This is a genomic window from Nocardia aurantia (assembly GCF_009604425.1).
Classification (GTDB): domain Bacteria; phylum Actinomycetota; class Actinomycetes; order Mycobacteriales; family Mycobacteriaceae; genus Nocardia; species Nocardia aurantia.
Window position 1 is genome coordinate 527,569 of sequence record NZ_WEGI01000003.1, and the last position, 18,918, is coordinate 546,486.

The 18,918-nt window shown below is 71.7% G+C and carries 17 protein-coding genes; 10 read left to right on the plus strand and 7 right to left on the minus strand.

The features are described from left to right. Positions 1-53: 53 nt before the first annotated feature. The 3 genes from NRB56_RS08760 to NRB56_RS39650 all read right to left on the minus strand — a co-directional run bounded on the left by NRB56_RS08760 (position 54) and on the right by NRB56_RS39650 (position 4,336). Positions 54-1,499, minus strand: a complete 1,446-nt coding sequence (locus NRB56_RS08760; protein ID WP_153340464.1) for an aldehyde dehydrogenase — start codon at positions 1,497-1,499, stop codon at positions 54-56. A 167-nt stretch (positions 1,500-1,666) separates the two neighbouring features. Continuing rightward, on the minus strand, positions 1,667-2,509 hold the full coding sequence (locus tag NRB56_RS08765; protein WP_153340163.1) for an SDR family NAD(P)-dependent oxidoreductase: 843 nt from the start codon (positions 2,507-2,509) through the stop codon (positions 1,667-1,669). A gap of 30 nt (positions 2,510-2,539) precedes the next feature. Continuing rightward, entirely contained in the window at positions 2,540-4,336 is a 1,797-nt protein-coding gene (locus tag NRB56_RS39650; RefSeq protein WP_153340165.1) for a thiolase C-terminal domain-containing protein, read from the minus strand. An 84-nt stretch (positions 4,337-4,420) separates the two neighbouring features. Here NRB56_RS39650 and NRB56_RS08775 point away from each other — a divergent pair, with 84 nt between their 5' ends. The 6 genes from NRB56_RS08775 to NRB56_RS08800 all read left to right on the plus strand — a co-directional run bounded on the left by NRB56_RS08775 (position 4,421) and on the right by NRB56_RS08800 (position 12,705). Beyond that, the gene (locus NRB56_RS08775) at positions 4,421-5,392 is read left to right on the plus strand and encodes an LLM class flavin-dependent oxidoreductase (RefSeq protein ID WP_153340167.1); all 972 of its coding nucleotides are present in this window, start codon (positions 4,421-4,423) and stop codon (positions 5,390-5,392) included. Continuing rightward, positions 5,389-7,893, plus strand: coding sequence for a CoA transferase (locus NRB56_RS08780; RefSeq protein WP_319942730.1), 2,505 nt, complete (start codon positions 5,389-5,391; stop codon positions 7,891-7,893). The genes NRB56_RS08775 and NRB56_RS08780 overlap by 4 nt, the downstream gene beginning before the upstream one ends. A 207-nt stretch (positions 7,894-8,100) precedes the next feature. After that, entirely contained in the window at positions 8,101-8,310 is a 210-nt protein-coding gene (locus tag NRB56_RS08785) for a hypothetical protein (protein ID WP_153340169.1), read from the plus strand. 196 nt (positions 8,311-8,506) lie between these two features. Next, positions 8,507-9,337, plus strand: a complete 831-nt coding sequence (locus tag NRB56_RS08790) for an alpha/beta fold hydrolase (protein ID WP_153340171.1) — start codon at positions 8,507-8,509, stop codon at positions 9,335-9,337. Positions 9,338-9,585: 248 nt separating this feature from the next. Next, a complete protein-coding gene (locus NRB56_RS08795; RefSeq protein ID WP_319942731.1) occupies positions 9,586-10,155 on the plus strand; it encodes a hypothetical protein in 570 nt (189 codons plus the stop codon). 501 nt (positions 10,156-10,656) lie between these two features. Continuing rightward, positions 10,657-12,705 carry a neutral/alkaline ceramidase gene (locus NRB56_RS08800; protein WP_319942732.1) on the plus strand — a complete coding sequence of 683 codons (2,049 nt, stop codon included), beginning with the start codon at positions 10,657-10,659 and terminating at the stop codon, positions 12,703-12,705. A gap of 13 nt (positions 12,706-12,718) precedes the next feature. Here NRB56_RS08800 and NRB56_RS08805 read toward each other — a convergent pair whose 3' ends face one another. Beyond that, complete coding sequence (locus tag NRB56_RS08805; RefSeq protein WP_153340173.1) at positions 12,719-13,099, minus strand: hypothetical protein; 381 nt, start codon at positions 13,097-13,099, stop codon at positions 12,719-12,721. Between the two features lie 159 nt (positions 13,100-13,258). Here NRB56_RS08805 and NRB56_RS08810 point away from each other — a divergent pair, with 159 nt between their 5' ends. From NRB56_RS08810 to NRB56_RS08825, 4 genes are all read left to right on the plus strand, one after another. Further along, positions 13,259-14,635: an MFS transporter gene (locus tag NRB56_RS08810; RefSeq protein WP_406603449.1), complete on the plus strand. Its 1,377-nt coding sequence runs from the start codon at positions 13,259-13,261 to the stop codon at positions 14,633-14,635. Beyond that, positions 14,625-15,095, plus strand: coding sequence for a MarR family winged helix-turn-helix transcriptional regulator (locus tag NRB56_RS08815; protein WP_153340177.1), 471 nt, complete (start codon positions 14,625-14,627; stop codon positions 15,093-15,095). The genes NRB56_RS08810 and NRB56_RS08815 overlap by 11 nt, the downstream gene beginning before the upstream one ends. A gap of 515 nt (positions 15,096-15,610) precedes the next feature. After that, the gene (locus NRB56_RS08820) at positions 15,611-16,537 is read left to right on the plus strand and encodes a dienelactone hydrolase family protein (protein ID WP_153340179.1); all 927 of its coding nucleotides are present in this window, start codon (positions 15,611-15,613) and stop codon (positions 16,535-16,537) included. Between the two features lie 69 nt (positions 16,538-16,606). Next, a complete protein-coding gene (locus tag NRB56_RS08825) occupies positions 16,607-17,092 on the plus strand; it encodes a universal stress protein (protein WP_153340181.1) in 486 nt (161 codons plus the stop codon). Positions 17,093-17,095: 3 nt separating this feature from the next. Here NRB56_RS08825 and NRB56_RS08830 read toward each other — a convergent pair whose 3' ends face one another. The 3 genes from NRB56_RS08830 to NRB56_RS08840 all read right to left on the minus strand — a co-directional run bounded on the left by NRB56_RS08830 (position 17,096) and on the right by NRB56_RS08840 (position 18,891). After that, positions 17,096-17,575: a nitroreductase family deazaflavin-dependent oxidoreductase gene (locus NRB56_RS08830; protein WP_153340183.1), complete on the minus strand. Its 480-nt coding sequence runs from the start codon at positions 17,573-17,575 to the stop codon at positions 17,096-17,098. A 211-nt stretch (positions 17,576-17,786) separates the two neighbouring features. Continuing rightward, complete coding sequence (locus tag NRB56_RS08835; protein WP_319942733.1) at positions 17,787-18,371, minus strand: isochorismatase family protein; 585 nt, start codon at positions 18,369-18,371, stop codon at positions 17,787-17,789. A gap of 61 nt (positions 18,372-18,432) precedes the next feature. Beyond that, positions 18,433-18,891 carry a MarR family winged helix-turn-helix transcriptional regulator gene (locus NRB56_RS08840; protein WP_319942734.1) on the minus strand — a complete coding sequence of 153 codons (459 nt, stop codon included), beginning with the start codon at positions 18,889-18,891 and terminating at the stop codon, positions 18,433-18,435. Between the last annotated feature and the right edge of the window lie 27 nt (positions 18,892-18,918).

Below are 18,918 nucleotides of genomic sequence, written 5' to 3' on the forward strand. Positions count from 1 at the left end.
GAATAGGTCCCCGGCCGCCGCCCCGGGCAGCGCGGCGACCGGTGGGTGAAGGGTCAGAACAACGCGGGCGGAAGTCCGATGCTGCGTGGTTCCAGGAAACCGCGCAACCCCTCGGGCCCGAGTTCCCGGCCGAGCCCGGACTCCTTGAAGCCGCCGAACGGCACGGCCGGGAACGGCGGATAGGTGCCGTTGATCGCGATGCTGCCGGTGCGGATCCGCAGCGCCACGTCGAGTCCGCGCTGCGGATCGGCGGTCCACACGCCGCCGGACAGGCCGTAGGGCGAGTCGTTGGCGATCGCGACCGCCTCGTCGTCGCCGTCGTAGGCGATCAGGCACAGCACCGGGCCGAAGATCTCCTCGCGGGCGACCCGCATGGTGTTGTCGGCGTCGGCGATGATCGTCGGCGCGTAGTACCAGCCCTTCGGCAGGTGCGCGGGCCGGACGCCGCCGGCGGCGACCCGGGCGCCGTCGGCCAGCGCGGAGGCCACGTAGCTCTCGACCCGGTCCCGCTGCCGCTCGGCGACCAGCGGCCCGACCAGGGTGGCCGGATCGTGCGGATCGCCGACGGACACGGAATTCGCTGCCGCGGCGGCGATCTCGACGGCCTCGGCGTAGTGGGCCCGGGGGATCAGCACCCGGGTGTGCGCGCCGCAGACCTGCCCGGACAGATGCATACCGCCCTTCACCAGCGGCGGCAGCACCGCGGCGAGATCGGCGTCGTCGAGGACCAGGGTCGCGGATTTGCCGCCGAGTTCCAGCGACACCCGCTTCACCTGCTCGCCGCACAGGCTCATGATCCGCTTGCCGGCGCCGGTCGATCCGGTGAAGGCGATCTTGTCCACGCCCGGGTGGGTGACGAGATGTTCGCCGACCTCCCGGCCGCCGGGGACCACGTTCACCACGCCCGCGGGCACGCCCGCCTCGTCCAGCGCCTCCCCGAGCACGAACGTGCTGAGCGGGGATTCGGCCGCGGGCTTGAGCACCACCGGGCAGCCGGCCGCCAGCGCGGGGGCCGTCTTCCAGGCCGCGAGCGTGACCGGGGCGTTCCACGGGTTGATCGCCGCGACCACGCCGACCGGCTCGTTGGTGACCAGGCCGCGGCGCTCGCCGACGCTCACCGTGCGCCGGAACTCGAAGGTGCGGATCAGGTCGGCGTAGTAGTCGAACAGCGGCGCGACCAGGCCGGTCTGAGCCTGTTTGGCCTGGCTGATCGCGCAGCCCATCTCGTCGACGGTGATACCCGCGATATCGGCCTCGCGCTTGCGCAGCAGTTCGGCGGCGCGGGCGAGCACGTCGGCGCGCTCCTGCGGGGACATCCGCGGCCACGGGCCGTCGTCGAAGGCGGACCGGGCCGCGGCCACGGCCCGATCGATGTCCGCGGTGGTCGCGAGGGGGACCTCACCCACGACCTCCTCGGTCGACGGTGAGACGACGGGCAGTCGCTCGGTGCCGGCCGGCGCCACCCAGCGACCGCCGATGAAGAACTCCCGGCGGTACATCAGCGTGTCGTCCACGTTGTACTCCTGACTGAGGCGTTCCCGGGATGAGCGGAAACGCAAGTGTGACCGGCCGATTCGGCGAACAGGGCTGAAGCAGGGCTCGGGCCGACCCTAATGAAAGTATCTACTTACTTACTTTAACCAGGGCGGCCCGGACCGCACAACCGTCATTCCGCCGGTTCCGGCACCCCGCGCAGGTGCGGGGCCATCATCAGCGGAGTCACGGTCAGCACGCCGGATTCCACCGGCAGCGTGACGCCGGTGATCCAGCGGGCCTCGTCGCTGGCGAGGAAGGCCGCGGCCCAGGCCACGTCCCAGCCGTCGCCGGGGGTGCCGAGCAGGCCCGCCTCGGAGCGCATGGTGTTCATGAACTCCGCGCGCGAACCGGGAGCGCTCACCGACAGCACCATCGGCGTGGTGATATGCCCCGGCGCGACGGCGTTGACCCGAATGCCTTGGCGCCCGTGCGAATACGCCATGTCGACGGTCATCGCCTGCAGCGCGCCCTTGGCCGCGGAATACGCGATGGTGCCGTCGCCGCGCAGCGCGGAGATCGAGGAGATGTTGACGATCGACCCCGCGCCTTTCTCCGCCATCACCGGCACGGAGTATTTCGACGCCAGGAATGCGGTGCGCAGGTTGATGTCGAAGGTGCGGTCCCAGTCCGCCTCCTCGGTGTCGACCACCGTGCCGACCGCCGCGCGGCCGATGTTGTTCACCAGGATGTCGAGGGTGCCGAAGGTGTCGACCGCGGTGCGGACCATCGCCTCGGCGTCCGCGGCCTTCGTCAGATCGCCCGCGAAAACCGCTGCCTTGCCGCCGGATTCCTCGATCAGCTCCCGGGTCAGTTCGGCGCGCTCGGGCGCCACGTCCACCAGCAGCACGCTCGCGCCCTCCCGGGCCAGCGCCACGGCCGTGGCCTTGCCGGTGCCGATACCCGGCCCGGGGGTCGAGCCGGCCCCGGTCACGATCGCCACCTTGCCCTCGACCCGGCCTGTCCGATATGCCATGTCCCGCTCCATCTTTCGATCCAATCCGACTCACCAGGTGGTGAGCAGCGCCGCTCCGGCCTCGATCCCCCCGACATTGGTGACCGCGGCCACCCGCGCGTCGCGCACCTGCCGTTCCCCGGCCTCGCCGCGCAACTGACGCACCGCCTCGGCGGTGTGCCCGAATCCGGCGTGCAGCCGCCCGCCGGACAACTGCCCGCCCCAGGTGTTCAGCGGCAGTTCGCCGTCCAGCGCGATCCGCTTGCCGCCCTCGACGAACGAACCCGCCTCGCCGACCCCGCAGAATCCCATCGCCTCGAGCCACCAGACCGCCTCGATGGTGAAGCCGTCGTAGAGCTCGGCGACGTCGACATCGGCGGGCCGCAGATCGGTGCGGGCCCACAGCTCGGCCGCGGTGCCGTGCCCGACCCGGCCCATGTCCTCCCACTGCTCCCAGGACGGACGGCCGTCCACCACCCCGGCCATGGCCTCGATCCGGACCGGTGCGCGCAGATCCCGCGCGGTCTCCGCCGCGGACACCACGATCGCGGTGGCCCCGTCGGCCGGGACGTCGCAGTCGAACAGGCAGATCGGTGAGGAGATCACGCGGGCGGCCAGATAGTCCTCGACGGTCAGCGGGGAGCGGTACACCGCGTCCGGATTGAGCGCGGCGTGCGCGCGCTGGGTCACCGGCAACCATGCCAATTGTTCCCGGGTGACGCCGTATTCGTGCATGTAGCGGGTCGCGTAGGGCGCGATCTGGCAGACCGGTGAGAGCATCCCGATCGGCAGCAGCCAGGCGTTCGGACCCTCCGCGACCGGTTTGGTGGAACCGTAGGCGGGCCGGCCGCCGGCGTTGCGCGCCGCGCTACCCTCCTTCACCGTGCGCCAGATGACCACGTGCCGGGCCGCTCCGGTGGCGACGGCCTGCGCGGGCCCGTAGAACGGCAGCGACATCCCTTCCACGAGCCCCTGCCGCCAGGTGGTCCGCAGCCGCAGCGCGTCCTGGATCTCGTACAGGCTGCCGTTGGAGTAGCCGGGCAGATTCGCCACGCCGCCACCGGGATACATGGCCAGGCCGTCGATGTCGTCCAGAGTGAGCCCCGCGTCCGCGACCGCCGCGATGATCGCGTCCAGCGTCAGCTGGAATCCGGACCGATCCACCTGCCGGCCGATCGCCGACTGCCCGACCCCGGAGATGACCACCTTGTGCTCGAACAACTCGGTGCCGAGGCCCGCGCCCGGGGTGCGTCGCAGCGTGTCCCCGGCCGGGCGGATCGGGGTCCGTCCGGCCGAGCCCGGCACTGTGGCGGCCGCTTCGGGCGTGCCGGTCGCGGCGACGGTGGTCGGCTCGGGCGGTGCCTGCCAGGTGCCGGTGGTACCGCTGTCGCCGCCGGGGCCGTCGTCGACCGGTGCGTTCGCCGGGGCGCCGCCGGTGTAGACGAAGCTGGGGATGTGGAATCCGCCCGGGCCGGGCTGGAAGCCGATCTCGACCGGCATGCCGATGGCCGCGTCCTCGGGTGCGCAGCCGCGCAACCGCCCCCCTACCCGGACGCCGGGATGATCCGGGAATTCCACCAGTACCATCGCATAAGGGACCGGCAGGTCCGGTAGCCAGCGTTGGTGGTCGACCGTGTAGCTGTACACCTCGCCGGGGCCGGTGATCTCGGTGATCGCCAGGTCGCGGCCACGGCAGTGGTGGCAGATGCCGCGCGGCGGGAAGGTCTCCGCGCCGCAGCTCGCGCAGCGCTCGACCACCAGTCGTCCCTCGGCGGCCGCCGCCCAGAACGGCTCGGTCTCCTCGGTCACGGCCGGGGGTATCCCGGTCGTCGCGTCGATCGCATCCATCGAATCCAGCCTCTTTCTAAGTGAGCATTTGCTATCTTAGGGCGCAGGGCGCCGATCGGAGCGTCATTTGCCGAAGGAGCCGAGTTGTCCACCGACAGCATCCTTTTCGGGGCGGCAGCGATCCCCGAGCCCGACCGGGAGTGGCTGGCGGCCGCCGAACGCCTGCCGATCAGCTCGATCTGGCAGGGCGGGCACCTGCTGCCCCCGACCCACACCGGTGAGGCCGTCACCCGCCTCGCCCTCATGACCGCGTGGACCGAGCGGGTCCGGATCGGTACCGCGGTGCTGCTGCTGCCGCTGTATCAGCCGGTGATGGTGGCGAAACAGCTCGCCGACCTGGATTCCCGCTCCGGCGGCCGGGTTTCGGTCGGTATCGGGGTCGGCGGGGAGTTCCAGCACGAGTTCGAGGCCGTCGGGGTGCCGATGCGCGAACGCGGCGCGCGTACCGACGAGGCCATGGCCATCCTGCGCGCGCTGTGGCGCGGCGATCCGGTCGACCACGAGGGCCGCTTCTTCCGGTTCGAGAATCTGCGACTGCGGCCGGTGCAGCCGCCGGGCGCGTCCGGTCCGGCGATGCGGCCGGGCGGCCCGCCGCTGATCGTCTCCGGCCGCAAGGAACCGGCCATGCGCCGGGCCGCGCGCCTCGGCGACGGGTGGCTGCCGTACCTGATCTCACCGTCGGCCTATGCCCGATCGGTACAGACCATCCACACCGAGGCCGCCGCCGCGGGCCGCGACCTGACCGGGTTCGAGTGGATGATGTACCTCTACTGCTCGGTCCGCGCGGACGGCGATCGGGCGCGGGCTGATGTCGCCGGTTTCCTCGGCGGCGCCTACGGCGACAAGCCCGCGTCGATGCTGGACAAGATCGCGCCCTCCGGCACGCCGGAACAGGTCGCCGCCCGGTTGCAGGAATACGTGGACGCCGGGGTCCGGCACTTCGTGATCTCCCCGGCGGCGCACGAGGACACCCTCGGGATCGTCCGGCTCGCCGCCGAGGAGGTCCTGCCCCGGCTGAAGCTGCCGGCCACCCCGCTCGCCGGGACGATCCGGTGAGCAGCGCGTCCGCCCCGCTGTGCGCGGGTCTGTCGGTGGTGGAACTCGCGGTCGGCACGAGCGAACTCGGATTCGGGGCCGCCGCCGGCGTGCCGGGCATGATTCTCGCCGGACTGGGTGCCGAGGTGGTCCGGGTGGTCGGCGAGCCGGTCCCGATCGACGCGGAGGTCCCGTGGGGCCGGGTCTGGCACCGGCACAAGCGAATCGTGCGCGCCGAGCGCGACGAGACGGCGGCGCTGCTGCGGGCCGCCGACGTCGCGCTGGTGTACGGGTCCGAGGAGATCGTCGAGGGCCGCGGGCTGGGGTACCGGGATCTGGCGCCGCACAACGCCGGACTGATCTACGCGCGGTGCCGGCCCAGCCGCACCTCCGGCGGCGCGGTCGCCGACTACGGGCTGGCCGTCGAGGCGCGCGCCGGGTTCTGCACCCAGCTGTCCGGGCATCGGCCGGGGCCGATCTTCGTCGACGCGCGGGCCGCCGCCGGGGGTACCGCCTCGCTGCTGCTGACCTCGGTGTTCGCGCTGCTGGGCCGCCGCGCCCGCACCGGCGCGGGCGGCTGGGCCGAAACCTCGCTCTACGACGGACTTCTGGCGACGCTGGGCTGCATGATCGGCCGCTCCGAGCGGGCCGCCGCCGACGTCGAGTACTACTGGGAACACGGCTCGACCTTCCCGAACTTCCTGTACCGCTGCGCCGACGGCGAACTGCTGCAGGTGTGGTTCGGCGGAAAAGGCATGTACGAGGCCGTGATCCGGGTGCTCGGCGACGAACCCAGCGCCGAGGGTTACTACACCGACCAGATGACCGGCAAGCTGGGCGACCGCGCCCGCCGCTGGACCGAATTCTTCGCCACCCGCCCGCGCGCCGACTGGGTCGAGCGATTACGAGCCGCGGGCGTGGCCTGCGAACCGGTCCTGGGCCCCGGGGAGGTCCTCGCCGATCCGCACCTGGCCGAAATCGGCCTGTCCGCAACGGAATCCATCGACGGCCGGGAGATCGTGACGATCGGCAACCCGATCCGGATCCGAGCCCGCGCCGCGAGTCCGGATGCCGGGCTTGCCGCATCGACGGCTGAATCCGCGGGGCGCGCAGTAGAGTCCGCGGGGCGTGCGGCCGAGTCCACTGAGCCTGGGACCGAGTCCGCTGAGCGTGCGGCCGAGTTCGCTGAGCCTGGGACCGAGTCCGCTGAGCCTGCGGCCGAGTTCGCTGGGGGTGTGGCCGAGTCCGTCCCGAATCGAAGTGAATCCGCCGCGCTGCCTGCGGAATCCGCTGTGCGCGCGGCGGAACCCGCTGTCCCGGACGGCGATGTGCTCGCCGGGCTGAAGGTGGTGGACTTCTCGGCGTTCGTGGCGGGGCCGCTGGCGGCGGAGATCCTCGCGGATCTGGGCGCCGACGTGATCAAGGTCGAGCCGCCCGACGGTGAGGCGATGCGGGCGGCGGCCTATGCCGTGGCGGCGTGTCAGCGCGGGAAGCGCAGTCTCGCATTGGATCTCAACGCGCCCGGCGCGGGGCCGGTGGTGGAACGGTTGCTGGCCGGGGCGGATGTGGTGGTGCACAACTTCCGGGTCGGTGTCGCCGAACGGCTGGGGATCGGCGAGGACACCGTGGCGCGGCTGAATCCGCGGGCGGTCTACTGTCACGCCAGCGCCTTCGGGGCGGTCGGGCCGCGGGCGAAGGCGCCGGGCAACGACGCGCTGATGCAGGCGGTCACGGGTTTCGAGCGGGCCATCGGCGGCGCGGGTAACGACCCGATCGCGGCGACCTGGATTCCGCTGGACATGGCCGGCGGCTGGCTGGCCGCCGCCGGGACGCTGGCGGGACTGTACGGCCGGGCGGCGCACGGGCACGGCTACGGGGTGGTCACCAGCCTGCTGGCCGCGGGCATGCTGCCGCACAGCGGTGTCTATCTGTCCGACGGAGAACCGGTTCGCGGGCCGGCGCTCGATGCCGCGCAGACCGGTTACGGTCCCGGCTACCGGCTCTACGCGGGATCCGACGGCGAGTGGTTCGCGCTCGTGGTGCCGGATCACGACGGCTGGCGGCGGCTGACCGAACTGCCCGAGGCGGCCGGTCTCCCGGGCGAGTACGCGCCGCTGCGCGGTGGGGCCGCCGACGCGGCCGCGCGGGCCGCGGAGCCGATCCTGGAGCGGGCGTTCGCCACCGCGCCGGCGGCCGTGTGGGCCGAGCGGTTGCGCGGCCTGGGTCTGCTCGCCGAGCCGGTGGAACCACTGGATCGGGACGGGTTCCGGCGCGCGGTGCTCGACGATCCGGTGAACCGGCAGCAGGGCCGGGTGCTCGCGTACCGGACCGCCGATTGGGGTTTCTTCGAGCAGATCGGCCCGCTGCTGCGCTACGGCCCGGCCGCCGCGCACGGACCCCGGCCGATGCTGCCCGGGATCGGCGAGCACAGCACCGAGGTGCTGACCGAATTGGGTTTCTCCGCCGACGAGGTGGAGCAGCTGCTCGCGGCCAAGGTGGCGCGGCAGTCGGACGCCGTCTAGAGCGGCGAGGGGGCGACGGACGGATGGCGCGAATGTCACGGCGTGGCGTGGATGTCACAGTACCGGCGCGAATTTCGACAAATCGTACACCTGATCGGCCCGCTCGGGCGAAGATCGAACCTGGCGACGATGCCGTGCCGGTTGGGCGGCGTCCGTCGATCGCTGCAACCACACTGGCGCAATCCTTCGCCGACGAGGAGGGTTCAGATGCGACGACGCATCACGACATCCGTGGCATGGCGCTATTTCCTGCGCGGCCTGGTGCTGCTCGGCGCGGGTAGTTCCGGTGCCATCCAGCTGTATGTCGACTACATCCACGTGGATCCGGACGCCGCCGCCGCTGCCGAGGGGCAACAGCCGGTGGCCGAGGAGTGGGACTGGTCGATCCCGCACGTCTGGTACGACCTGGCGCACTGACCGCGCCCCGGCGCCGGCCCCCTCGGCCGGCAACGGCCGCGAGAGGTGTTGGGCAACCGGGGTTTCCGGCTGCGCCGAGCGCACCGGCGTCCGGAATCGGTTCTGCGGGCCCGATTTCCGCCATGGATCGCGCGAGCGCCGTTCGGGTGTTAACGTGCGGGGCGAATGCCCGGTTCGCAGCGCCAGCGGAGATACGATGCGAGCAGTTCCCACCCCCAGCGGATCGGTCGGTTACACCGACCACGGTGCCGGTCCGGCGCTGGTCTTCGTACACGGTTTCCTGCTCGACAAGAGCATGTGGTTACCGCAGATCGTGCACTTCGTACCGCTGGGCTATCGGGTGCTGTGCGTGGATCTGCTCGGTTTCGGCGACAGTACGCCGGCGCCGGGCACCATCCCGCTGACCGCGCATTCGGCGGCCCTGGCCGCGGTGCTGGACGCCGCCGGCGCGGAGACCGCGACCGTAATCGGCTATTCGATCGGCGGTCAGGTGGCGCTGGATTTCGCCGCCGCGCAGCCGGATCGGCTCACCGCGCTGGTGCTGTCGGGCACGTCCGCCGCGGCCGACGGCCCGGATGTACGCGCGGAGCGGCTCGCCCTGGCCGATCGGCTGGCGGCCGAGGGCGTCGACGACTACGCCGAGGAGTTCCTGCCGCATCTGCTCGGGGCGCGCACCCTGCGCGACCGTCCGTCGGTGGTGGAGCATGCGCTGACCATGATCGCGGCCGCCGATCCGGAGGGCGCCGCGGCCGCGCTGCGCGGCCGGGCCGAACGTCCCGACTACACCGAGGTGGCCCGGGCGCTGACGGTACCGAGCCTGGTGGTGGTCGGCGCCGAGGACTCCTTCGATCGCGGCGTCCTCGCGGCGGAACTGGCCGCGCTCATCCCCGGCAGCCGCCTGGCCGTGGTGGCCGATTCCGGGCACACGCCCAGCTTGGAGCGGCCGTTGTCGTTCAACGCGGAGCTCGAGGAGTTCCTCGAATCGGTCGCCGGCGCACCCCGGCCGGGCCCGCTGCGGACCCGCTGACCCGTCGCCCGCGCGCAGAAATCACCGCTGGACTGCCCATTTGCCGCGCGGAATCGGCGCAAATGTGAAAATGTTGTTCCAGCACAACATGTTTGACGGGCTGATACCGACCGGTCACGCTCGGAGAGGGGTGCGGTGGGGTCATGGCAGGGCAGCGCAGGGGGGCGAGGTCCGGGGGATCACTGTCGGCGGTGGCGCGTGGGCGCCGCCGACGGCATCGGCGTTCGCGATCGGACGACACACCACCGGTGATCTGGCCGGGCATGATTCCCGCGCCGAAGCCGCGGCCGGACCGCCGGCGCCGGATGGTGGTGGGTTCGGCCGCGGTGGTCGGGACGGCGGCCGTGGTCGGCGGGGTGGTGTTCTCGCTGGAGGTCCGCATCCAGCAGGCCGCGCCGGCCACCATGGCCAGCACCGCCGACCTGGCGCTCGGCGGCGGGCCCGGCTGTGAGCCGACGCGCTCGCCGGAGTTGGTGCGCGGCAACGGCATCGGATCCACCGGGTCCGGCCCCGACGCGATCCTGGCCTTCCAGCACGCCTACTACGTCGACCGCTCCGGCACCACGGCGCGGACGGTGACCGCGCCGGACGCCTGGGTGTCCGGCGCGCAGACCATCGACGCCGGGATCGCGACCGTGCCCGTCGGCACCCATCACTGTGTGCAGATCACCCCGCAGCCGGACGGCCGGTTCGATGTGGTGGTCACCGAATCCCGGCCGGACCACACCACGCGCACCTACCGCCAGCTGGTCACCGTAGGCCCGCAGGACGGCGCCACGGTGATCACCCGGATCGATCCGGGCCGGTCCACCCGCTGATCCAGCACGCGCCCAGGTGGGGCATACCTGGGAAAATCCTGTCAGTTCGCGGTTCTGGCTGGGAGGGGGCTGCCAATCCACGTCGAACTGGCCTAGAGTTCGTGCTCGGCAATTGTGAATCACGTCGGCCGGCGTTAACTTTCGATGGTTCGTGGATTCACCGGGCGGTGCGAACCGCCGACGACGGTAGGCGCTCGCGCCCGAGTCCGAGGAACGATCGAACGCCGAGCGCTCGGCAGGATCAAGGGGACCGATCCTGCCGGGCGCTTGTCGTTTGCGCTGTGGTAACCGATCATCGCGGCCGTCCGGGTATCGATACAAGGGTGAATCGGTGAACAAATGCCCCTTCCGTACTGCCGGGCGGTGTCGCCGCCGGCTGCCGCGGGCCGGGATCCGATGTGGGGTCCGCGCGATCGGCTGGCGTACTGGTCATACGACCAGTAATGTGCGGGCAATGATTCGGCCGGAACAGGTTCCAGTGCCGCGGAGAAGGGGCTGCCCGTGACGATGACCCGGCGCTCGATACTGGGCGGCGCCGCTGCCGCGTTGGCCGTGGGAGCGGGCGCCACGCGGGCCGGCGCGCAACCCGCCGACGGCCAGGACTATCTGGTCGGGTGCGGCATGGCCGATATCACCGGCGCCGTCGCCGGGCAGGGCATGATGGGCTACTCCGAACTGGATCAGGTCGCCACCGGCCTGCTCTCCCGCTGCTGGGCTCGCGCCTATGTGATCGTCGACCGGATCACCGGCGGGCGGGTGGTCTTCGTCAACACCGACAACGCCTGCCTGTTCCAATCCGTGCATCTGGCCGTGCTGCGGCGGCTCGCGCAGCGCTACGGCGACCTGTACACCGAGCGCAACGTCAACCTCAACGCCACCCACAACCACAACTCCTGTGGCGGCACCGCCCGCGAATACGCGTATTCCCTTGCCGCCTACGGCTTCCGGCGCAATTCGCACGAGGCGGAGGTGAACGGCATCGTGGCGGCCGTCGCCGCCGCGCACGATCGGCTCGCCCCGGGCACCATCGCGCTCGGGCACGGCGAACTGCACGACGCCGGCGCCAACCGCTCCCGGGTGGCGTTCGAGCTGAATCCTCCCGAGGACAAGGCCGAATTCCCCGACGGCATCGATCCGGCGGTGACGGTGCTGCGGCTGCGGCAGGGCGGCCGGGACGTCGGCGCGATCACCTGGTTCGCCACCCACGGCACCTCGCTGACCGATCACAACACGCTGATCTCGGCCGACAACAAGGGGTACGCCAGCTACCGCTGGGAGCACGACGAGCGGGGCGTGCGGCCCGGCGACGGCCCGGCGGCCTTCGTGGCCGCCTTCGCGCAGACCAACGCCGGCGACATCACGCCGAACCTGTCGGTGACGCCGTGGCATCCCACCGGCCCGGCCGGGGACAACCGCGCCGACTGCGCGCTCATCGGCGAGCGGCAGTACCGGGCCGGTCGGTCGGCCTTCGACGGCGCCCGGCCGATGACCACCGGCGGGGTGGACGCCGTGCTGCGGTACGTCGACATGGGCGACACCGCAATCGACGGCGACTACACCCCGGACGGGAAACCGGCCCGCACCACCCCCGCGATGATGGGCGCGGCCGCCGCCGCCACGAGTTCCGAGGACAACTGGAACACCCAGTTGCCCTTCCTGTTCGAGGGCGAGACGAATCCGGTGGTGTCGGCGCTCGGCGGTGTCGCCGCCCCGATCGAGCAGTGGATCCGGGATGCCCAGGCGCCCAAGCTGATCGCGGTCCCGCTCGGGATCCTGCCGCCGCGGCCCTGGGTGCCGCTGGTGGTGCCGATCCAGATCGTGCGGATCGGTGATCTGGTGCTGGCCTCCGGTCCCGCCGAGTACACGGTGGTGTCCGGCCTGCGGATCCGGCGGGTGGTGGCGCGGGCGCTCGGCGTGCCGCTGGGCAACGTGCTCGTGCAGGGTTACGCGAACGGCTACTGCGGCTACGTGACCACCCCGGAGGAATACGTCTCGCAGCAGTACGAGGGCGGTGAGACGCTGTTCGGGCGGTGGACGCTCTCGGCGTACATGCAGGAATTCGACCGGCTCGCAAGGGCTCTGGCCGCGCGGGTGGATCCCGGCCGCGGCCCGGCGCCGCTGGACTGGACCTCCGGCCCGCAGCCGGACCTGCTGCCCGCGCCGCCGCCGGACGTTCCGGTGGCCGGGTACGGATTCGGGGACGTGGTGACCGCGCCGCCGACGTCCGGCGTTGCGGGACAGACGATTTCGGTGACCTTCTGTGGCGCGCACCCGAACAACGACTTCCGCACGGGCGGAACGTATTTCGAGGTGCAGCAGCGCGTCGGCGGGGGCTGGCGCCGGATCTTCGACGACAACGACTGGTGTACCGAACTGCACTGGTCGCGGCCGGACGGCCGGTCCGCCGCCTCCCTGATCGAGATCAGATGGACGGTTCCCGCGGGCACGGCCGCCGGCCGCTACCGGATCGAATACACCGGAAACAGCCGTGATTCCGGTGGCGCGGTGAACGAATTCACCGGCGTCTCACCGGAATTCACGATCGACTGATATTTCGGACGGATCAGCTCGTCGCGGTGGCGGCGGGCTTGGTGACGGCGGGCTTGCTGACCGCCGGCGTGGCGACCGGCGCCGGGCCGGTCTTGGCCAGATCACGCTGGGCGGCCGTGGCCTCCCGGCGGGTCTGACGCAGTTCGCGCCGGGTCTGCGCGTGCCGCCGCTGCGTACCGAACAGCCCCGTGAGCAGGAGCACCAGACCCAGCATCGCCACCGCGCCGACGCCGGCCCCGGCGGCGAACAGCTGGCTCTCCGAGCCGCTGAACTGGTGGTCGAAAATGGTGAAATGGGTCGAAAGCATGTGACCCTGACCGGAATTGGCGGAGATAGCGGAGACTCCGACGACGATCGCCGCGATCAGCACTATCAAACCGATGAGAAGAATCATTGTTCACTCCAACGTCGTCCAACGCTTGTTCAGCCAATACCCGGGCCTTGCCGCCGCAAACCGCGAACCTCGGCGCCCGCCGCCGGTCCCGTCCGGTGATCTGCGGCACAACGGGCCGCGGGTCTTGCCGGCCGACGGTTGTGTCCACACAATAGTTGTGTGCATACAACTGTCTCGGGGATGAGTGCCCGGCGCAAGGCGATCGTGCTGCTGACCTGCTGTCTCAGCCTGCTGATCGTGTCGATGGACGCCACGATCGTGAATGTCGCCATCCCGACCATCCGCACCGAGATGCACGCGCCGCTGTCGCGATTGCAGTGGATCGTCGACGCCTACACCCTCACGCTGGCCAGCCTGCTGCTGCTGTCGGGCGCGACCGCCGACCGGTTCGGCCGCAAGCTGGTCTTCCGGATCGGACTCACCGTCTTCGCCCTGGGCTCGCTGTTGTGCAGCCTCGCGCCGACGGTCGAGGTGCTGATCGGCGCGCGGTTCGCGCAGGCCGTCGGCGGATCGATGCTGAACCCGGTCGCGATGTCGATCATCACCACGGTGTTCACCGAACGCGTCGAGCGCGCCCGCGCGATCGGCGTGTGGGGTGCGGTGGTCGGCATCTCCACGGCGATGGGCCCGCTGGTGGGTGGTTTCCTGATCGGGTCCTTCGGCTGGCAGTCGGTGTTCTGGATCAACCTGCCGATCTGTGTCCTGGCCTTCGTGCTCACCACCGTGTTCGTGCCCGAGTCGAAATCGGTGCACCGCCGGGGGATCGATCCGCTCGGTCAACTGCTGGCCATGGTGGTGATGTTCACGCTGGTGTTCGGGCTGATCGAGCGCGAGCCGGTGATCTTCGTGGTGACCGCGGTGGCGCTGGCGGCCTTCCTGTACCTCGAGCGCCGGCACGCCTCGCCGTTCATCGATCCCCGGTTCTTCCGGAGTTTCCCGTTCACCGCCGCGACCGTCACCGCGGTGTTCGCCTTCGCCGGCCTGGGCGGGTTCCTGTTCGCCGCCTCGATCTATCTGCAAGGCGCCCGGCACTTCTCGGCCGTCCACACCGGCCTGCTGTACCTGCCGATGGGGCTCGCGATGCTGGTCTGCTCGCCGCTGTCGGGCCGGTTGGTGGGACGGTACGGCACCCGGCCGTCGATGGTCGGGGCGGGCGTGCTGATCGCCGTCGGTGCGCTCGCGCTCACCCGCCTCGGCCCCACCACGCCGATCTGGTTGCTGCTGAGCGCGTTCGCGGTGATCGGGGCCGGATTCGGCCTGGTGAACGCGCCGATCACGACGGCGGCGGTGAGCGGGATGCCCGCCGACCGCTCGGGCGCGGCGTCGGCGGTGGCGTCCACCAGCCGCCAGGTCGGCATCAGCATCGGGGTGGCGCTGGCCGGAGCGCTCAGCGATACCGGCCTGTGGTGGGTACTGGCCGGGCTCGCCGCCGGTATCGTCGCACTCGGGGTCACCGCGAGTACCGGCTGGGCGTTCCGCACCCGCGATCGCGTCGCCCCGTTGCTCGAACAGAAAGTGTCCAGCCATGCCGAATGAGCCTGCGCCGCAGGAGGTTCCGGACCCTGCCGTGGTCGAGGAGGTTCCGGACCCTGCCGTGGCCGAGGAGGTCTGGGCCCTGCTCGGCCGCGCCGTCGCCGACAGCCGCGACCAGTGGAAGCGGTCGGTCATCGAGCGAACGGGTATGGCGTTCAGCCGGATTCGAGTGCTGCGCCGCCTCGCGCAGGGCCCGATGACGGTCAAGGAGCTGGCCCGGGCGGCGGGGATGGATCCACCCGCCGCGACGGTCACCGTCAACGCCCTCGAGGAACGCGAACTAGTGGTGCGCGAGATCGACCCCGCCAACCGGCGTTCGAAGCTGGTGTCCATCACCCCGGCCGGACGAGCATTGCTGGCCGAGGCCCTCGCCACACCGGACCCGCCGTCACCGGCACTGGCCCGCCTGACCCCCGGCGAGCTGCGCACCCTGCGAGATCTACTGCTCAAGATCGAGAACTGAAGCGCCGTTGGGCCGCCGCGCCGCTGGGCCGTTGAGCCGCTGGGCAGTTGGGCCGCCGGGCCGCCGGGCTGCTGGGTCGTTGGTTCGCGGGGCCGCCGCGCCGCCGCCGCCGCGCCGCTGGGTCGCCGCCGCGCCGCTGGGTCGCCGCGCCGCTGGGCTGTTGGGCCGCCGGGGGCCGCCGGGGCCGCCGGGCTGCCGGGTCGTTGGTTCGCGGGGCTGCCGGGTCGTTGGTTCGTTGGGCCGCTGGGCAGTTGAGCCGCCGGGCTGCTGGGCCGTCGCGTTGCCGGGCTGCTGGGCCGTCGCGCCGCGCTCGGGAACGCATCGGGGCCTATGCGGGCCGGCCCGGGGACGGTTCCGATTCCGCTGTGGCCGAGGCGGTTATGTCGTGGGCGGGGTGCGCGAGGGGTTGGTCGGGCTCGGATCCGGTTGTGCCGCATAATTTGTGCGGGCGGTGCCGGTCGAGCCGGGGTGTCGCCCCTCGACCCGGCCGTGGCGACGCTCTAGGGTGTGGGGACATGGAGCCCTTGCAGCGCTATATCGCCGAGGAAATCGCCTACGATCACGTCGACGGTCTGCTCGGTCGCCGGGAGGCGCTGCGCCGGCTCGGCCTGCTGGGCCTGAGCGCACCGGCTGCGGTCGCGCTGCTGGCCGCCTGCTCCGACGACTCCGGCTCGGGTTCCGGCAGCACGACCGGGTCCGTGGCCGCGTCCGGAACCTCCGGCGCCGCACCGACTTCCGCCCCGCCGGGCAGCGCCGGCGCGGTGCCCGCCGAGCCGGTCACCTTCGCGGGCCCGGAGGGACGTACGTTGCATGGTGCGTGGGCGGCGGCGAAACAGCCGCGCGGGGGCGTGCTGGTCATCCACGAGAACACCGGTCTCACCGACCACATCCGCTCGGTCACCGGCCGGTTCGCCGGGATCGGCTACTCCGCGCTCGCGGTCGACCTGCTGTCCGAGGAGGGCGGCACCACATCCTTCACCGACCCCGCGGCCGCCACCGCCGCGCTGGGCAAGATCCCGCAGGATCGGTTCGTGGCCGATCTGCGGGCCGGCGTGGCCGAGCTCGGGAAGCGGGTGCCGGGAAAGAAGCTGGGCGCCACGGGATTCTGCTTCGGCGGCGGCCTGGTCTGGCTGCTGCTGGCGCACGGCACGCCGGAGCTGGCCGCTGCCACCCCGTTCTACGGCCCGTTCCCCGACGGCGGCGACCTGTCGCAGGCCAAGGCGGCCGTGCTCGCGGTCTACGGCGCGCTCGACGCGCGGGTCGGCGCCACCCGCCCGGCCGCGGTCGCCGCCCTGGAGAAGGCGGGCCTGCCGCACGACGTCTTCGTCGCCGACGGGGCGGATCACGCCTTCTTCAACGACACCGGCGCGCGCTACAACCCGGCCGGAGCCGCCGAGGCGTGGCACCGGGTCGGCGACTGGTACGGCAAGTATCTCGGCTGACCGGCCCGGCCCGGCGAATCGGGCATACCGCCCCGCACCGGGCCCGATGGTCTGTTCTAAGCTCGGATCATGACCGAGGAGCGGACGCCGGAGTGGGCGCCGATTGCCGGATCCGGTTTCGAGCTGGGCACCGATGGGCCGCGGGTGATCCTGGTCGGCCTGGACGGTTCGGACTCCTCATGGCGGGCCACCGCCTACGCCGCGGGCGCCGCGCGCCGTCAGCACGCGCAGCTGGCGCTGCTGTACGTCCAGCCGCTGCTGACGATGGCCGGTGCGTACGGCGTCGACGTCCGCAGCGTCACCGAGGACGTGGCCCAGGACCTGGCCCAGGAGTTGCGGCAGCGCACCGACGAGGTGCGGGACGTGTTCGCGGTGCCGTGGACGTTCCTCACCCGCCGCGGCGACCCGTACGCCGAATTGGCCCGTGCCGCAGACGAACTCAAAGCCGATGCGGTGATGGTCGGAGCCTCCGAGCGCACCGGCCACCGCATCGTCGGCTCGGTCGCGGTGCGCTTGGTGAAGGCGGGCCGCTGGCCGGTCACCGTGGTGCCCTGAGGGTCAGATCCGGGTCAGCTCGTACAACCGGAAGCGGCGATCGCCGGCCAGCCGTTGTTCCATCGCGTAGCCGGGCCAGTAGGCGGTCGCCCGCTGCCAGGCCCGCTCCCGCTCCTCGCCGTCGAGCTGCCGCACCTTGACCTCGAAACGGTCACCGCCGCTGTGCATTTCGGCATGATCGACGGCCCCGAGGTTGGCCGACCAGGACGGATGGCCGGGCCGGCCCCAGTTGGAGCCGACCAGCAGGAAGGCCCCGGGACCGTCCGGCACGTAGAGCAGCGACACCGTGCGCGGCACCCCGGTCCGGCGGCCGGGCACGGTCAGCTCCATCGACGGCAGCCCGGCGACGTCCAGCACCCCGTGCCTCCCGCCGGTCAGCCTGCGCACGAATCGCTCGACCCGGATGATCAGCGGCGCGGCCCGCATCGCGGCCGGGCGATTGGCGATGGCGCGTCCGAGCGCCGGGAGAGGATTCTTCGGCAAGGCTGGATCCGCCTCTCTGACATAGGAATTCGCCTGCCACCACACTGTGCGCGAGCGCCGGGCGGACCCGCCGGACGTCCGCTCCGCGAAACTTTCGGGCCGTCGGCGCATACCGCGTCGAACGTTACCCAGAGTGATTTTATTCGCGTCCGCCGGGCCCGGGACGAGTCCGGGCGGACCGCCCCTGCGGTGGGAGCGTCGATCGGCCCGCTCAGACCTCGACCGGTGCGGGCAGTTCGGCGAGGACCTCGGCGGTGGTGGCGGTGCGGCCGAGGGCCGGGAAGATGCGGGTGACGGAGTGCTCGTGGCCCTCGGCGCTGCGGTCGCTGATCGCGTCGGTGACGACGACCACGTGGTAGCCGTGCTCGTGCGCGGAGCGGGCGGTCGATTCCACGCCGTAGGTGGTGGCGACGCCGGTCAGCACGATGCCGGTGACCCCGCGCCGGCGCAGTTGCAGGTCCAGGTCGGTGCCGTGGAACGCACCCCAGTTGCGCTTGGTGACGAGGATGTCGGTGGGCCGCACGTCGAGTTCGTCGATCAGCACGTCGAAGTCGGCGGGCCGGTCCCCACGCGCGGGATAGGTGGTGCGGCCGGGCGGGACGTCGCCGTTGTCGGCGGAGAAGCTCACCCGGACCAGGACGACCGGCAACTGCCGGTCGCGGAAGGCGGTGATCAGCTCGACGTTGCGGGCGATGACATCCTCGATGGGGTTCGGCACGGTCGGAGCGCCGACGATGCCGCGCTGCAGGTCGATGACGACGAGGGCGGTGGTGGGATCGAGCAGGTCCGGTGTCACAGCGGACTCCTTCGGTAGCGGGGGTGAATGACGGCGGGGCCGAATCGGATTCGACGCACCGTCAGGGTTCGACGAGCCGGCGCAACAGGACCACCGCCTCCATGAGGCGGTCCAGTTCGTCGGCGGTCAGCTTCTCGGTCATCGCGCGGGTGAGCCAGCTCTGTTTGGCCTGCTCGGTCTCGCGCCGCAATCGGTGACCGGCCTCGGTGAGCGACATCAGCACGCTGCGCTGATCGGTCGGATGCGGGGTGCGCTCGACCAGGCCGCGTTCCTCGAGGGCGGCGAGGGTGACCCGCATGGATTGCGGCCGGACCCGTTCGGCGCGGGCGAGGTCGGCGACGGTGGCCGGGGCCTCCGCGAGCCGGCCGATGACGACCGCCTGCGACATGGTGACCTCGGAATCGGCCCGCGCCGCGCGCAGTTGCCGCAGCAATCGGCCCGCCACGACGCGCAGTTCGGTCGCAGCGGCCGCGATCTGTTCCGGGGTGCGCGGGGTATCCGGCAGGGCTGACTCGGCCACCCGGTCAGCGTAAGGATGCACAGGGAA

Coding starts and splice junctions, on each gene's coding strand:
- NRB56_RS08760 (WP_153340464.1), bottom strand. CDS start 1,499: ATGTACCGCCGGGAGTTCTTCATCGGCGGTCGCTGGGTGGCGCCGGCC.
- NRB56_RS08765 (WP_153340163.1), bottom strand. CDS start 2,509: ATGGCATATCGGACAGGCCGGGTCGAGGGCAAGGTGGCGATCGTGACC.
- NRB56_RS39650 (WP_153340165.1), bottom strand. CDS start 4,336: ATGGATGCGATCGACGCGACGACCGGGATACCCCCGGCCGTGACCGAG.
- NRB56_RS08785 (WP_153340169.1), top strand. CDS start 8,101: ATGCGACGACGCATCACGACATCCGTGGCATGGCGCTATTTCCTGCGC.
- NRB56_RS08790 (WP_153340171.1), top strand. CDS start 8,507: ATGCGAGCAGTTCCCACCCCCAGCGGATCGGTCGGTTACACCGACCAC.
- NRB56_RS08805 (WP_153340173.1), bottom strand. CDS start 13,099: ATGATTCTTCTCATCGGTTTGATAGTGCTGATCGCGGCGATCGTCGTC.
- NRB56_RS08815 (WP_153340177.1), top strand. CDS start 14,625: ATGCCGAATGAGCCTGCGCCGCAGGAGGTTCCGGACCCTGCCGTGGTC.
- NRB56_RS08820 (WP_153340179.1), top strand. CDS start 15,611: ATGGAGCCCTTGCAGCGCTATATCGCCGAGGAAATCGCCTACGATCAC.
- NRB56_RS08825 (WP_153340181.1), top strand. CDS start 16,607: ATGACCGAGGAGCGGACGCCGGAGTGGGCGCCGATTGCCGGATCCGGT.